Below are 15,820 nucleotides of genomic sequence, written 5' to 3'. Positions count from 1 at the left end.
CGTATCCCGCAAGCCCAATTGCCATGCGATCCCCTATTGGTAATGTAAGCAAACGTCTCGCGGGCGTTGGTGCAGAGACTGCTGAGGCAGTCGTTTGAAGGCGCTGGAATGCATTGCTTCGCGTGTCAGTCGGCGATCGGTCCGGGCGACAGATGGTGCTCCAAGTGCGGAGCGGCCGTCCGTCAGCGCGTCGATCCCGACAGCGAACGAAGGTTCGTGACAATTCTGCGGGCTGACGTCGTCGATTCAACGGGTCTTGTCGCCGAGTTGGAGCCGGAGGCGGCGGTGTCGCGCCTCGAGCCGGCCCTCGCGGCCATGAGGGGCGCCGTGCGCCAGTTCGGTGGCATCGTCAGCAAGGAGCTGGGTGACGGGTTGGCAGCGGTGTTCGGCGCCCCGATCGCCGACGACAACCATGCGCCGCTGGCCTGCCACGCGGCCATCGAACTGGTCCGGCGTGTCGGCAGCCTGGGCGACCCCGGACTTCAGGTCCGGGTCGGCCTGCACTCCGGCCATGTGGTGGCCTACATGGTCGCCAACGAGTTTTCCAAAGTTTACGAGATTGGGGGAGCTGCTCAGCATCTGGCCGCCCGGCTGGAAGCGGCCGCCGAGGCAAACCAGATCTACGTCTCCGAGGCTTGTCAGAAGCTCGCGGATGGCCATGTCCGCTTTGAATTCCTGGGCCGCAAGGCGCTCCGCGGTTTCGCCGAGCCGATGCCCGTCTACCGGGTCACGGGGGCGAGCGACCTTTCCAGCTGGCGGGTACGGCGTGCCCGCAGCGTCTCCCGGTTCGTCGACCGGACGACAGAGCGGGCCTTGTTGTGGCGCGCTGTGGAAAGGGTCAGCGCCAGCCGGCAGACGATTCTGCTGACGGGGGACGCCGGTATAGGCAAATCGCGGCTTGCGCACGAATTCGCGCAGGATCTTCGGGCCGGCGGCTGGCGGCTGGTCGATGCCGAGTGCAGCCCGAATCTCCAGGGCGCTCCATACAGCGCTCTCAAGCGCCTGTTGCTGTCGATCCTCGATGGAGCTGCGAGAGATCAGGCCTGGACCGACGATCCCAGAGACGCCTTGCCTGCGGTGCAGCAGCGGGCGGTCGACGCGGTCCTGGACCTGCCAATTTCCGATCCGCAATGGGACGAATTGGAGCCTCACGCGCGTGGGCGCGCGATTTCAGATGCTAGCTGCGCGATCGTCGAAAGCATCGCCCGTCGCCAGCGCACGATCCTTCTGATCGAGGATCTGCATTGGATCGACCGGGCCAGCGATACAGTTGTGGCCTCTCTTTCCGCGTTGCAAAGCCCCGATTTGCTTGTGCTGTTGACGACGCGACCCAATGGCATGCCGGTGTGGATCGGGCGCTGCCACGCAGAGATCGTGGCGATGCAGCCGCTCGACGACGATTCGGGCCTGGCCATGCTGGCGGAGATGCTCGGCCCCGCCACGACGCACGCAGATCTGAAGAATAGGATCATTTCTCATACCGCCAACGTGCCATTGTTCATCGAAGAAGTCTGCCGAAGCCTGAAGGACAACGGCATGCTTCTCGGGCAGTGGGGTGACCTTTCCCTTGCACGTCCGGTGGACGAGCTCGGCATTCCCAGCAGTATTCAGGGTGTGATCGCTGCTCGGCTGGATCGTGTGTCACGACAGGAACGGTCGTTGCTCCAGATCGCCGCGGCACTTGGACCTCGAACAAGTCAAGCCATATTGCGGAGAGTCGCGGCCTTGCCGGAGGCGATCTTGCAGGATTGCCTCACGGCGCTTGATCGGGCCGAACTGCTCGTCAGGATCGACAGTGAACTTGAGGACTCGCTCGAATTCCGACACGAAATGGTGAGGCAGGTCACCTACGATTCAATGGTCGAAAAAGTGCGCGAAGGCATTCATGCCAGCATACTCGCAGCTTTCGAGACTGATGAGGCGTGGGCCGACGGTCCCGACACGCTGTGTTATCACGCGACGAGGGCCAGGGATTGGCAGAAAGCGTTTCACCACGGCAGGAACGCCGCTCGAAAATGTCTGGCGCGCTCGGCCTATGCCGACGCGGCCGATTATTTCGAGACCGCAATGGCATCTCTGGACAAGACCCCGGTGACGGACGCGCGCGAGGCGGACGCCATCGACCTCCGGATGGAGGCGCGCCTGGCTTTTGCCGGATCGGGGCGTGTCGCCGAGGTCCTCGATCTCGGACTGGAAGCGGAACGGCGTGCCGATGCGATCAACGACATTGGACGCAAGGTCGCCGCTCTGACGATGCGGGCGGGCGCACAGAATTTCTATGGCACGCCGGTCGAAGCTGTTGTGATTGCCGAAGCCGTCGTGCATCTGGCCGAAAGCTCGGGCAATCCCGGCTGGCTTAGTCTCGCACAATATAGCCTCGGACAGGCTTATTTTCTGTCTGGCCGCTACCGAAGCGCCGGGAAGATGCTGGCTACGGCCTGCGTTCATCTTGAGGGTTCAGCCGCGAGCGCTCCGATCGGTACCACTCCGCGATCTCTCCTCCTCCTCTGCTGCATGATGAGCAGCATCACCCACACCGTCATGGGCGAGCTCGAGGCCGCCGAGCGGCTCCAGCACCAGGCTGCCGCGATCGCCGAGGAGACCGGCCGTCCCTACGACCGCGTCGCCGCCGCCTATAGCGGCGGCTGGTTGAAGCTCGGTCAGAACGATCCCGCTGCGGCCGCTTCCACTCTCGAGGACGGCTTCGTGCTGGCGCAGAAGCACGGCATCCGGCTGTTCGTACCGGTGCTCGCCTGCCACCTCGGAATGGCCTATCTGGAGCAGGGGCTGTTCGACCGGGCGCGCGGCATGTTGACCGAGGCGCGCGAGGAGGCGAGGGCGGTCGGCTATACCTCGGCGGTGCTGCGCAGCTCGATCTACCTCGCGCTCGCGGCCTGGCGCCTCGGCGATGCGACGGCCGCGCAGAACATGCTGCGCGAGGCCCGCAACACCGCCCGACAGCAGGGGTTTTCGGGCCTCGAGGCCGAGGCCCTGTTTGGCGAAGCCGTCGTGACGCCTGCCACCTCCGAGGACAGCAAGGCAGCCATCCTCGCGTCCCTGCGCGCGGCGATCGCGATCGCCTCCGAAAGCGGCGCGCTGCCGCTCAAGAGCAAGGCCGAGGGGATGTTGACCGGAATGCTCGCCCGGCGCGACCAGCTCACCTGATCCTGTCCCGCCAAGGCGTGCGATCATACCGTCGAGGCAACAATTTTGCCCGACGGGCCATTTGAGTTTCACAGCAGTCGCAAGCACTTAAGGCCCCGTTTCTACTGTGCATGGGGTTGTTTTCGACTTTTTTGAAGGCCACCGAGGGAGGTCGACCGCAGAAATCGCCCCCCGCGCTTGCGTGTCCGCACCAATGACAAGTCCCTTGCATGAAGGCCTAGCTCGGCTACCGTTGGCACCGGCCGCAGGGACCTGATGACTTTTTGATTGACATGTTTGCCATGGCGCGGCGCCCGGCTGGAGAGGCGGGGCCATGATCACACGGGACCAGCAAGCTCTGTTGTCGCCGATCGAGCGCGATCTTCGGCTCGATCTGTTTCGCGGCATCGGCCTGTGGATGATCTTCCTCGATCACATCCCGCACGAGGTGGTGGCCTGGCTCACGCTGCGCGACTACGGCTTCAGCGACGCCGCAGAGGTTTTCGTCTTCATCTCCGGCTATCTGGTCGGCTGGATCTACGGGCCCGTCGTCGCCGGCGGCTGGTTCCTCGCCGCACTCAAGCGGCTCTGGCGGCGCGCTCTGTCGCTGTATGTCGCGCACATCATGCTGTTCCTGCTGTTCACGGCGCAGGTTGCGCGGACGGCGCGCCGCTTCGACAATCCGATGTATGCGCACGAGTTCAACGTCTTCAACTTCCTGGCGCATCCGGACGAGCTGATCGAGCAGGCCATCCTGCTGAAGTACAAGCCCGTCAATCTGGACGTGCTGCCGCTCTACATCACGCTGGTGTTCGCATCGCCCTTCATCGTCTGGTGCCTCGTGCGCCGGCCGAACCTGACGCTCGCCGGGTCCGTCGTGCTGTTTGGGCTGGCGCGCTGGTTCGACTGGAACATCGCCTCCTATCCGCCGGGCACGACCTGGTACTTCAACCCGTTCTGCTGGCAGCTGATCTTCGTCATCGCCGCCTGGTGCGGCATCGGACAGATCGACAAGATCGCGAAATGGGTCTGGTCGAAGACGGCGATGGCATTGGCGGCGGCGTGGGTCGTCTTTGCCTTTCTCATCGTGATGACCTGGCGCATCCATGCGCTCGAAGCCTTCATCCCGAAATGGATGATCAAGGCGATCTATCCGATCGACAAGTCCAATCTGGACTTGCTGCGCCTCAGCCACTTCCTGGCGCTGGCGATCCTGGTGACATGTTGCGTTTCGTGCAAATGGAGGACGCTCCACGCGGTCTGGCTGCGCCCCGTCATCCTCTGCGGCCAGCATTCGCTGCCGATCTTCTGCCTGGGCGTCTTCCTGTCGTTCTCCGCGCACTGGATCCTGACGCAATATTCGGAAGGCGCGTGGGAGCAGCTCGCCGTCTCCCTCGCCGGCATCGCCATCATGACGGGGGCCGCCTGGCTGCTCGATCGCGCCAAGCGCGTGCCCGACCTGTTCGTGAACGTGACCGACGACGAGGACGCCGGGACCGCATCGGAAGATGCTGCGGCAGCGGCCGGTGCCTGTTGTCCTAGGCCAGAAACGCGCGAAACCGGCGCAGCGCGATGACGAAGAAGACGCTGCCGATCACCGCAAGCGCGGCCAGTTGCGGCCACACCGCCTCGAGGCCCGCGCCGCGGAACAGGATCGCCTGCGCCAGCATCACGAAATGCGTGTTGGGCGCCGCGAGCATGATGTCCTGAACGAATAGCGGCATGCTCTCCCGCGGCGTCATGCTGCCCGACAGGGTCTGCAGCGGCAGCAGGGTCATCATCAGGAGCAACCCGAACTGCGGCATGGAGCCGGTGACGGTGGCGAGGAAGATGCCCATGCTGGTGGTGGCGAACAGATGCAGCGCCGCGCCGAGCAGGAACAGCGCGACCGAGCCCTCGATCGTGACGGCCAGCCATCCCTTGATCACGAAGGCGATCGACAGTGCGGACGCCGCAAGCACCACGGCGCCCATCGACCACACCTTGCTGACCATGATTTCCAGCGGCGTGACCGGCATCACCAGCAAATGCTCGATCGTGCCGTGCTCGCGCTCCCGGATCAGCGCCGCACCCGTCAGGATGATCGAGAGCATGGTGATCGACATGATGAGGTGGTCGACCGCGCCAAACCAGGATCTCTTCAGTTCGGGATTGAAGCGCGCGCGCAGCGCGAGGTCGATCTGCGGTGCCTGAGCTTGGCGGCTTCGTGCCAGAAATTCCGCGATTTCGGCGCCGACGATCTGTTCGACATAACCGCCGCCGTTGAAGGCCTGCGAGATGCGCGTCGCGTCGACGTTGAGCTGGATTGACGGTCCCTTCCGCGCCAGGAGGTCGCGCTGGAAGTCTGGCGGGATGTCGAGGGCAAACGTGTCGAGGCCGGCATCCATCCGTCGGTCCATCTCATATTGCGAGATCATCCGGGGCGTAGAAAAGTACGGAGCGGTGAATGCCGTCGTGATGCGCGTCGAGATCGGCGACTGGTCCTCGTCGACGATGGCGATCGCGGCGCGGTTCAGCGTCTCCGGCAGCGTGTTGGCACCTTCATACACCGCGAACGTAAATGAATACGCGATGAGCACGAGCAACACCGGGTCGCGTGCCAGTCCGCGCAATTCCTTGATGCCAAGCTGGAGCAGGTTGCCAAGGCGCATGGTCAGCGGGCCTGTTTCTTCAGGAGCAGCGCAGCTGCAGTGACCAGCACCGGGATCATGACGGCGAGCGCCACGAGCTCGCTGTGAAGCGTGCCGAATCCCAGGGCCTTCGAAAATGCGCCGCGCGAGATGGTCACGAAATAGCTGGTCGGATAGACAAGGCCGATCATCTTGCCGACCCCTTGCAGCGAGGAAACCGGATCGATCAGGCCGGAATACTGGATCGCGGGAATCAGCGTGATCAGCACGGTTCCGAACAGCGCGGCGATCTGGCTCTTCATGAAGGCCGAGATGACCAGCCCGATGCCGGTGGTGGCCGTGACGTACAGCAGCGCTGCGGCGGCATAGGTCGGGAAGCTGCCTGTGAAAGGAACGCGGAAGACGATGAGCGCAAAGCCGACCAGCAGCAGGAAATTGGCAAAGGCCAGCACCACGTAAGGCAGCTGGGTGCCGAGCAGGAACTCGAGCCGCGTCACTGGTGTGACGTAGAAATTGACAATGGAGCCGAGCTCCTTCTCGCGTACGACGGCAAGCGCGGCGAGCACCGCAGGGATCATGATCAGGAGCAACGGGATAATGCCGGGCGCCATGGCGACGACGCTCCGGACGTCCGGATTGTAGCGGTAGCGCAGCTGGAGCTGGTAGGAGCCGGCGACCGCCGCTTCGCCATAGAGCTCGCGGCCCTTCTGCGCGAGCCAGGTGGCGTGGATCGCCTGGGCGTAGGAGCGCAGCGTCTCGGCCCGCGTCGGATTGGCGCCGTCAACCCAGGCACCGATCTCGACATGGCGGCCGCGGCTGACGTCGCGGCCAAAGCCGGGCGGCAGCTCGATGGCGAGGCCGATCTCGCCGGCACGCATGCGGCGGTCGAGATCGGCATAGTCGATGATCGGGGATTTCTCGGTGAAATAGCGCGATCCCGCGATCTGGAGGCTGTAGTCGCGGCTGATCGCGCTGTCGTCGCGGTCGAGCACGGCAAAGGTCAGGTTCTCGACGTCCATGCTGATGCCGTAGCCGAGCACGAACAACAGCAGCACGCTGCCGAGGATCGCGAGCGTGGCGCGGATCGGATCGCGCCGCAGCTCGAGCGCCTCGCGCCGGGAATAGGCGAGCATGCGGGTCGGGTTGAACGTCATGCCGCGCTTGCGCGGCGCGGCTGTCGTCTCGGTTGCTACGGCCGGTGCGGTTGCCGGCGGGATGGCTGCATCCGCAGTGTCGGCAATCGCCTCTTCCAGGCAGGCGATGAAGGCCTGCTCCAGCGTCGCGGTGCCGCGCGCGGCCACGATCGCCGCAGGCGTGTCCGACGTCAGCACCCTGCCGGCATGCATCAGCGAGACCCGGTCGCAGCGCTCGGCCTCGTTCATGAAATGGGTCGAGACGAAGATGGTGACATTGTCCTTGCGCGAGAGCTCGGCCAGGATCTGCCAGAACTGGTCGCGCGCGACCGGATCGACGCCGGACGTGGGCTCGTCGAGGATGAGGATGTCCGGCGCGTGGATCATCGCGACCGCGAGCGACAGGCGCTGCCGCAGCCCGAGCGGCAGCGCATCGGGCAGGGCATCGGCGACGTCGGCAAGATCGAACCGGCCGATCATCTCGGCGATGCGCGGGGCGATGGTCTCCGCCGGCAGTTTGAAAAGGCGCGCGTGCAGATCGAGATTTTGCGCGACCGTGAGCTCCGAATAGAGCGAGAAGCCCTGCGACATATAGCCGATGCGCCGCCGCACCGACATGTCGCCGGCATCGATGGTGTTGCCGAACAGCCGCGCGGTGCCTTCGCTCACCGGCAGGAGGCCGGTAAGCATCTTCATGGTCGTTGTCTTGCCGCAGCCGTTCGAGCCGAGGAAGCCGAAGATCTCGCCCTTCCGGATGCGGAAACTGACGTCGTCGACGGCCACGAAGCCGTTGAAGTGCCGGGTCAGGTGATCGGCCTCGATCGCGATCTCCTCATGGTCTTCGCTCCGCAGCGGGATGACGACATCGGCATGGTTGCCGCGATCGGCTTCGGGCAAGAGGCGGATGAAGGCCTCATCGAGCGTATCGGCCCCGGTCTGCCGCTTGAGCTCGGCGGGCGTTCCGGTCGCCAGCACCTGGCCGGCGTTCATCGCGATCAGGACGTCGAACTGCGCGGCTTCTTCCATATAGGCGGTCGAGACGATCACGCTCATGCCCGGTCGGCCGGCGCGGATCGAGGCGATCAGCTCCCAGAACTGGCGCCGCGACAGCGGATCGACGCCGGTGGTCGGCTCGTCCAGGATCAACAGCTCGGGATCGTGGATCAGCGCGCAGCACAGGCCGACCTTCTGCTTCATGCCGCCGGAAAGCTTCGCCGCGGGCCGGTCGGCGAAGGGCGTGAGGCCGGTGTCGCGCAGCAGACCGGTGATCCGCCTGCTTCGCTCCGTCTTGCCGTGCCCGAACAGGCGGCCGAAGAAGTCGATGTTCTCGAACACCGACAGCGTCGGATAGAGGTTCTTGCCGAGCCCCTGCGGCATGTAGGCGATGTCGGGGCAGACATTGCGGCGATGGCGCGAGTTCGCCATGTCGCCGCCGAGCACGTGGATGCGTCCGTCCTGGATCGCGCGGGCTCCGGCGATCAGCGACAGCAGACTGGATTTGCCGACACCGTCGGGGCCGATCAATCCCACCATGCACCCGGCCGGCAGGTCGAGGGTGATGGCATCGAGCGCCCGGGCCTTGCCGTAGCTCAGACCCACGCCTTCCAGGTGCACCACGCTGCCGGCGGCAGCCGGTGCTTCGGCTGCGGCAGTCGTGCTCATCTCGTCAGCTTGATCTTGAGGTTGTCGGGCCATTGCGCGGCCGGATCGAGCTGCACATAGGCCATGCCCGGCAGGCCGGTCTTCACATGCTCGATGTGCTGGCGCAGCAGATCGGGTGCGATATGCGCCTTGATGCGGAACATCAGCTTCTGGCGCTCCTCCTCGGTTTCGACGGTCTTGGGCGTGAATTGCGCGACGTCGGCGACGAAGGTGGCCTTGGCGGGGATCACATATTGGGGGATGGCGTCGAGCACGAGGCGGACTTCCGCGCCGATCGCGACGCGGCCGGCGTCGGCCGTCGGCAGGAAGAACGTCATGTAGACGTCGCCGAGATCGACCATGTTGAGGACGCGGCCGCCGGCGGCCAGCACCTCGCCGGGCTGCGACACGCGATATTGCACGCGACCGTCGCGCGGCGCCTTCAGCACGCTGTCGTTGAGATCGGCATTGATGCTTTCGATCGCGGCCTTTGCGGCATCGACGGAAGCGCCAGCGTCGATCACCATGGCGCGCGCGGAGCTGATCGCGGCCTCGGATGCGGCGACCTGCGCGTGGGAGGCGGCGAGCGCCGCCTTCGCCGTGGCGTTGGCGGAGCGGTCGTCGTCCAGGACCTGCTGCGACACGGCACTGGTCTTGATCAATTGCTCGGAGCGATCGAGCTTGCGGCTCGTGCTGTCGAGCTGGGCGACGCGCTGGTCGACCACGGCCTCGGCAGCCTTGCGCTCGGCCTCGCGCTGATTCACCAGGCTCTTCGCGGTCTCGACGTTGATGGACGCGCGCTGCAGCTGCGCCTCGGCCTGGCGGCGCTGGGCCTGCAATTGCTCTGTGTCCATCCGCGCCAGAACCTGGCCCGCGCGCACGAGGTCGCCCTCATTGACCAGGATCTCGCGAATCCGGCCCGGCGTCTTGGTCGCGATGTCGATCTCGACCGCTTCGATGCGGCCATTGCCGCGGGCGAAGCCTGCCGGCAGCGTGTTGGTATCGCGGTGCTGCCAATAGTAATAGCCGCCGCCCGCAACGAGGACGGCGATCGCGGCGATGACGCGACCGGATGTAAAGTTCATCTGCTCATCACGCCGTGCGGCGGCGCCCACTGTTGAGACGAATTCCCCGCCGCTGATCGCGCGGAAGAGACGGTCCCAACATTGCAGCGAATTTTGCACCGCAACTTGATGCAGATCAGATGCCGGCGCGGGGCGTCATTGCCTCTATTTTGGGCGCGTTCTCCTTGCCGCTCTCGTCCGCGCAGTTGATCGAGCGGACGAGCGAAGCTTCCTGAGCGGATGGCTATTGGCGCGATCCGGGGCGTCTCACTTCACCAGCGGGCAGCCGCCATCCTTGAGCGGGCGGAATGCCTGGTCGGCGGGCACCTCGGCGAGCAGCTTGTAGTAATCCCACGGCGCCTTCGATTCTTCCGGCTTCTTCACCTGGAACAGATACATGCTGTGCACCATGCGGCCGTCCTCGCGCAGCACGCCGTTGTCGGTGAAGGCATCCTTCACCGGCAGCTCGCGCATCTTCGCCATCACCGTCTTGGTGTCGCGGGTGCCGGCGGCCTGCACCGCCTTGAGGTAATGCAGCGTTGCGCTGTAGGTCGCGGCCTGGTTCATCGTCGGCATCCGCTTGACGCGCTCCAGGAAGCGTTTGCCGAAAGCGCGGGTCTTGTCGTTGAGATCCCAGTAATAGGCCTCGGTGATGATCAGGCCTTGCGCGAGCTTCAGGCCCAGGCTGTGCACGTCGGAGATGAACATCACGATCGCCGCCAGATTCTGTCCACCGGCGACGATGCCGAACTCGCCGGCCTGCTTGATCGCGTTGATGGTGTCGCCGCCGCCGTTGGCGAGGCCGATGATCTTGGCCTTGGAGGCCTGGGCCTGCAGCAGGAACGAGGAGAAGTCCGCGGTGTTGAGCGGATGCTTGACGCTGCCGAGCACCTTGCCACCGGCGGCCTTCACGACGTCGCCGGTGTCGCGCTCGACCGAATGGCCGAATACGTAGTCGGCGGTGAGGAAGAACCAGGTGTCGCCGCCGTTCTTGACGATGGCGCTGCCGACCGTGTGGGCGTTGGCATAGGTGTCGTACGTCCAGTGCGCCGTATAGGGCGAGCACGATTTGCCGGTGATGTCGGAGCTGGCCGCATCCGTCACGATCATGATCTTCTCGTACTGCTTCGACAGCTCCATCACCGCGAGCGCGGTGGCCGAGGTCGGCAGGTCGATGATCATGTCGACGCCTTCGGTCTCCCACCATTTGCGCGCGATGGTGGAGGCGACGTCGGGCTTGTTGAGCACGTCCGCAGCGACCATCTCGATCGGCTTGCCGAACATCTGTCCGCCGAAATCCTCGATCGCCATCTTGGTGGCCTCGACATTCCCCATGCCGCCGATGTCGGAATAGACCGAGGAGAAATCGGAGAGCACCCCGATCTTGAGCGGTGCCTGCTGGGCCGCGGCGGGGATGATCAGGGCAGCCGACAGCAGGCCGGCCGCAGACACGAGGGCTGCGATAGGTCTCATGGATACGTTTCCTCTTGCATGGGACTATTCTGTCCCTTTGTCCGACAAAGTTAGAGGTGGGTTCCGGCGGAGTCAATTTGTTGTATCCACCGCTTCTCTGGAGCAGTTTGACGCATTCGGCGGTCGGCAATATAGTTTGTCCGACAAACGCCATTGAGGTCCGGCTTGCCCATTGCACCGCTGTTTCGTCCGATCGATGTCGCGCCGGCCTATCAGAAGGTCGCCGACGCCATCGAACGCGAGATCGTCAACGGCCGCATCAAGCCGGGCGATCCCATCGGCACCGAGCACGATCTGGTCCGCCAGTTCGGTGTGAACCGCTCGACCATTCGCGAGGGCATCCGCGTGCTGGAGGAGGGCGGGCTGATCCGCCGCGATTCCTCGCGCCGCCTCCACGCCTGCCTACCGCGCTACAGCAAGCTCGCAAGCCGTCTCAGCCGGGCGCTGGTGCTGCACGAGGTCACCTTCCGCGAGCTCTACGAGGCCTCGATGACGCTGGAAGTCGCCAGCATCGAGGGCGCCGTGGAGCGCGCAACCGAGGCGAACGTCGCCGAACTCGACGACAACCTCGTGCGCAGCGAGGCCGTGGTCGGCGATCCCGCGGCGCTCGCCGAATGCGATGCCGAATTCCACGTACTGGTCGCCAAGGCTTCGCAGAACCGCGTGCTCCAGCTCGCGCGTGAGCCGGCGGCGCAGCTGTTCTATCCCACCACCGAGATGACCGTGACCGGCGTCGCCGAGGGCGGCCCGCGTCTCGTCGCGGCGCATCGCCACCTGATCGACGCGATCCGCCGGCGCGACCGCGAGGCCGGCGTGCTCTGGACGCGTCGGCATTTGCAGGACTGGCGCCGCGGCTTCGAGAAGATCGCCTCGCTCGATCGCTCGGTCGAGCACATGTACATGGAGCACGCGCAGGCGACCCGGCGCCGGTAGCGCTGCACGACAAAACGCAAGATTTCGAACAAGAAATCCGACAAACAAAGACATCACCCGGAGGGACACATGACCGAGATCGCAGCCACCATCGCCAAAGCCCGCGAGCATTCCATCGGCGATCTCCTGCGCCGCTCGGCGGGCCGCGAGCCGAACAAGCTTGCGGTGAGCTGCGGTGATGTCAGCTGGAGCTTTGCCGAGATGGACGCGATCTGTAACCGGCTCGGTCGCGGCCTGCTCGACCTCGGCGTCAAGAAGGGCGATCGCGTCGCGGTGCTCTCGCGCAATTCACATGCGTTTGCAGCGCTGCGTTTCGCGCTGGCGCGGATCGGCGCGGTGCTGGTGCCGATCAACTTCATGCTCAATCCCGACGAGATCAATTTCATCCTGAAGAGTTCGGGGGCAAAATTGCTGGCGGCGGGGCCCGATTTCGTCGAGCCGGCCAAAGCCGCAAGCGCCAAGGATTGCGCGGTCGAGAAGATGATCTGGCTGCCGGGCGAGGATCCCGCGACGGCGCCGGCGGGGCTCACCACCTTCGACGATCTGCTCCACGCCGACGGCTCGTTCCTGGACGCCTCGGTCGACAGCCGCGATCTCGCGCAGATCGTCTACACCTCGGGCACGGAATCCCTCCCCAAGGGCGCGATGCTGACCCATGAAGCGGTGATGTGGCAGTATGTCAGCTGCATCATCGACGGCGGCATGAGCGTGGACGACAAGTTCCTGCACGCGCTGCCGCTCTACCACTGCGCCCAGCTCGACGTGTTCCTGGGGCCTCAGGTCTATCTCGGCGCCTCCGGCGTCATCACGGGCAAGCCGACGGCCGACAACATCCTGGCGCTGATCCAGGCGCACAGGATCACATCGTTCTTCGCGCCGCCGACGATCTGGATCGCGATGCTGCGCTCGCCGTCTTTCGACAAGACCGATCTGTCGACGCTTGAAAAAGGGTACTACGGCGCCTCGATCATGCCGGTGGAAGTGTTGCTCGAACTTCAGCGCCGGCTGCCGAATGTCAAATTCTGGAATTTCTACGGCCAGACCGAGATCGCGCCGCTCGCCACCGTGCTGCGCCCGGCGGACCAGCTCCGCAAGGCCGGCTCGGCCGGCAAGCCCGTGCTCAATGTCGAGACGCGCGTGGTCAATACGGCGATGGAGGACGTCAAGGTCGGCGAAGTCGGCGAGATCGTGCATCGCTCGCCGCATCTGCTCTCCGGCTATTACAACGATCCTGTGAAGACCGCCGCCGCCTTCGCCGGCGGCTGGTTTCATTCCGGCGATCTCGCAACTGTCGATGACGAAGGCCACATCACCGTGGTCGACCGCGTCAAGGACATGATCAAGACCGGCGGCGAGAATGTCGCCAGCCGCGAGGTCGAGGAGATGGTCTATCGCATTGCCGGGGTTTCCGAGGTTGCCGTCGTCGGCCTGCCCGACCCGCGCTGGATCGAGGCGGTCACAGCCATCGTCGTGGTCAAGAGCGGCGAAAAGCTCGACGAGGAAACCGTCATCAAGCACTGCGCCGGCCAGATGGCGCATTTCAAGGTGCCCAAGCGGGTCATCTTCGTGGACGCGTTGCCGAAGAATCCGAGCGGCAAGCTGCTCAAGCGCGAACTGCGCCAGCGCTTTGTCGGCGGAGAGACGCTGGACAAGGCGGTGCAGAAGAGCTTTGGCACCTGAGAGGGAGCGCTTTCCATGAAAGCCTGGCAGGTCGCGCGCGACTGGTCGATCGAGGGGATGGAGCTGGTCGATCTGCCCGAGCCCGTGCCCGGGCCGGGTCAGGTAGCGGTGCGCATGAAGGCAGCGTCGCTCAACTATCGCGATCTGCTGACGGTCCAGGGCAAGGGCGGCGTCACCCGATTGCCGCTGATCCCGTTCTCGGACGGCGCGGGCGAGGTCACAGCCGTCGGCGAGGGCGTCACGCGCATCGCGGCCGGCGACCGCGTCTGCCCGATGTTCTTCCAGTCCTGGATCGACGGACAGGTTTCGGCGGCCAGCCGTCGATACGCACTCGGCGGCACGCGGCCCGGGGTGCTGCAGGAGGTGATGGTGCTCGACGCCGAGGGCGTCAGCCGCATGCCCTCGCATCTGTCGTTCAGGGAGGCCGCGGCGCTGCCCTGCGCCGGGCTCACCGCCTGGCGCGCGCTGTTCGAGGAAGCACGGGTGAAGCCCGGCGATACCGTGCTGGTGCAGGGCACCGGCGGTGTCTCGATCTTCGCGCTGCAATTCGCAAAGCTCGCCGGTGCCAGCGTGATCGTGACGTCGTCGAGTGACGAGAAGCTCGAACGCGCCAGGGCACTCGGCGCCGACCACACCATCAACTATCGCTCAGTGCCCGAATGGGGCAAGGCCGCCGCGGAGTGGAGCGGCGGAGGTGTCGATCACATCGTCGAGGTCGGCGGCAAGGATACTCTTGCGCAATCGCTCGAGGCTGCGCGCGTCGGTGGCACGATCCTGGTGATCGGCGTGCTCACGGGCTTCTCGCAGCAGATCGCGATCCCGAGCCTGTTCGCCAAGAACCTCCACGTCATCGGCCTCTCCGTCGGGAGCCGCCGCATGTTCGAGGACATGACGGCCGCGGTCGAACGCAACGGCATGAAGCCGGTGATCGACCGCGTGTTCAGCTTCGATGCCGTGACGGACGCGCTGCGCCTGATGCAGCAGGGCGGGCATTTCGGCAAGATCGTGGTCGAGTTCGCCTAACTGCTCCCGCCGGAAAGCTTCCTGACATCGTCCGGCGTTTGCCCGAAACGGCGGCGAAACGCGCGATGGAAGTAGGAGACGTCGTGGAAGCCCGCGAGATGCGCGATCTCGATGATCTTGCGGGTGCGCATGGCAGGATTTCGCAGCAACCGCTCGGCGCGCAGCAAGCGCTGCTCCAGCACGAAGCCGCTATAGGTGATGCCGGCCTGCTCGAACAGCAGCTGGATCGTGCGTGGGCTGACCCGATGCGCGGCGGACAGGACGGCGAGCGACAGCGCGGGGCTGTCCAGTTGCGCCAGGATGTCGGATTTGAGAGTCTCCAGTCGGGCTGCGGCAAGGCCGCGCGTCCGCGCTTCCTCGGCAACATCGCCGTGGGCCCCGATCATCAGCACGGCGAGATCGAACAAATGCTGCGAGACCGCATCGAGCTCGGCGGGGGCGAGCTTGTCGGCATGAGCATGCGCGAGGTCGTAATAGCGCAGATACATCGACGTGATCGGATTGGCACCGGGGATCGACCCCGCAATCAAGTCCTCGGCATTCGGGCAAACGCGTAGCAACGCCTTGCGTGGCAGCAGCGCGGTCCGGAAATTTCCGTTCCCGATCTGAGTGATGTAGGCCCCCTTGATCGAGGGATCTCCGATTGTGACGTCACCCGCCGAGATCTCCAGCGGGCGTTTTCCCATGGTCCCGCTCAACGCCGAATTGGGTGACGTCGTAATCACCAATTCGTCGTTCGTCCCCAACGAAACGAAAGATATCGGCGAGCCGAACGAGGCCGAGAGTCTGATGCGCGGAAGAATGGCCGGCGCAATGGTCCGGTGCACACGCCCGTCTCCCACCGGCACGAAATCGACATTCGCCACCTGACGGCAAAACTGCTCGCGCCATCTTTCATAGGCCAGGCCATTCGGGTCGCCATCGAATGAGAGCTGAGGCTGGATCATTGACAGTGGGGTACGCTGGTTGGCGATTTCCGTCAGGTTGTATCGTCGGCTCCATGCGCCGCAACGGCAAAAGCGCGGGATTGCGTGATAAGCCACTCGCGATGGCGTGCTGTGCCCGCGACCTGGTGCCGCAGCCACGTGTGCCCTGATCG

General features: G+C 64.9%; 10 protein-coding genes. 5 read left to right on the top strand and 5 right to left on the bottom strand.

The annotated features are described in order from the left end of the window. Window positions 1-108: 108 nt before the first annotated feature. Window positions 109-3,165 (top strand): adenylate/guanylate cyclase domain-containing protein, encoded by a 3,057-nt coding sequence (locus tag Q0743_RS18880; protein ID WP_298243015.1) that lies wholly within the window; start codon window positions 109-111, stop codon window positions 3,163-3,165. A gap of 313 nt (window positions 3,166-3,478) precedes the next feature. Further along, window positions 3,479-4,720, top strand: coding sequence for an OpgC domain-containing protein (locus Q0743_RS18875; protein ID WP_298243014.1), 1,242 nt, complete (start codon window positions 3,479-3,481; stop codon window positions 4,718-4,720). Here Q0743_RS18875 and Q0743_RS18870 read toward each other — a convergent pair. The 4 genes from Q0743_RS18870 to Q0743_RS18855 all read right to left on the bottom strand — a co-directional run bounded on the left by Q0743_RS18870 (window position 4,683) and on the right by Q0743_RS18855 (window position 11,085). Further along, on the bottom strand, window positions 4,683-5,795 hold the full coding sequence (locus Q0743_RS18870) for an ABC transporter permease (protein ID WP_298243013.1): 1,113 nt from the start codon (window positions 5,793-5,795) through the stop codon (window positions 4,683-4,685). The genes Q0743_RS18875 and Q0743_RS18870 overlap by 38 nt on opposite strands. A gap of 2 nt (window positions 5,796-5,797) precedes the next feature. Next, complete coding sequence (rbbA, locus tag Q0743_RS18865) at window positions 5,798-8,569, bottom strand: ribosome-associated ATPase/putative transporter RbbA (protein WP_298243012.1); 2,772 nt, start codon at window positions 8,567-8,569, stop codon at window positions 5,798-5,800. Then, window positions 8,566-9,633 (bottom strand): HlyD family efflux transporter periplasmic adaptor subunit, encoded by a 1,068-nt coding sequence (locus tag Q0743_RS18860; RefSeq protein ID WP_298243011.1) that lies wholly within the window; start codon window positions 9,631-9,633, stop codon window positions 8,566-8,568. The genes rbbA and Q0743_RS18860 overlap by 4 nt, the downstream gene beginning before the upstream one ends. Before the next feature lie 246 nt (window positions 9,634-9,879). Further along, window positions 9,880-11,085, bottom strand: coding sequence for an ABC transporter substrate-binding protein (locus tag Q0743_RS18855; RefSeq protein ID WP_298243010.1), 1,206 nt, complete (start codon window positions 11,083-11,085; stop codon window positions 9,880-9,882). 165 nt (window positions 11,086-11,250) lie between these two features. Between Q0743_RS18855 and Q0743_RS18850 the strand changes: the two genes are divergently transcribed. The 3 genes from Q0743_RS18850 (at window position 11,251) to Q0743_RS18840 (ending at window position 14,721) form a co-directional block, all read left to right on the top strand. Next, complete coding sequence (locus Q0743_RS18850) at window positions 11,251-12,018, top strand: FadR/GntR family transcriptional regulator (RefSeq protein WP_298243009.1); 768 nt, start codon at window positions 11,251-11,253, stop codon at window positions 12,016-12,018. Between the two features lie 69 nt (window positions 12,019-12,087). Next, entirely contained in the window at window positions 12,088-13,698 is a 1,611-nt protein-coding gene (locus Q0743_RS18845; RefSeq protein ID WP_298243008.1) for an acyl-CoA synthetase, read from the top strand. Window positions 13,699-13,713: 15 nt separating this feature from the next. After that, on the top strand, window positions 13,714-14,721 hold the full coding sequence (locus Q0743_RS18840) for an NAD(P)-dependent alcohol dehydrogenase (protein ID WP_298243007.1): 1,008 nt from the start codon (window positions 13,714-13,716) through the stop codon (window positions 14,719-14,721). Here Q0743_RS18840 and Q0743_RS18835 read toward each other — a convergent pair. Further along, window positions 14,718-15,806, bottom strand: a complete 1,089-nt coding sequence (locus tag Q0743_RS18835; protein WP_298243006.1) for an AraC family transcriptional regulator — start codon at window positions 15,804-15,806, stop codon at window positions 14,718-14,720. The genes Q0743_RS18840 and Q0743_RS18835 overlap by 4 nt on opposite strands. Between the last annotated feature and the right edge of the window lie 14 nt (window positions 15,807-15,820).

The organism is uncultured Bradyrhizobium sp. (assembly GCF_936943645.1).
Taxonomy (GTDB): domain Bacteria; phylum Pseudomonadota; class Alphaproteobacteria; order Rhizobiales; family Xanthobacteraceae; genus Bradyrhizobium.
Note: the sequence above shows the minus strand (reverse complement) of the source record. Positions and strands in the feature narration are given on the sequence as shown.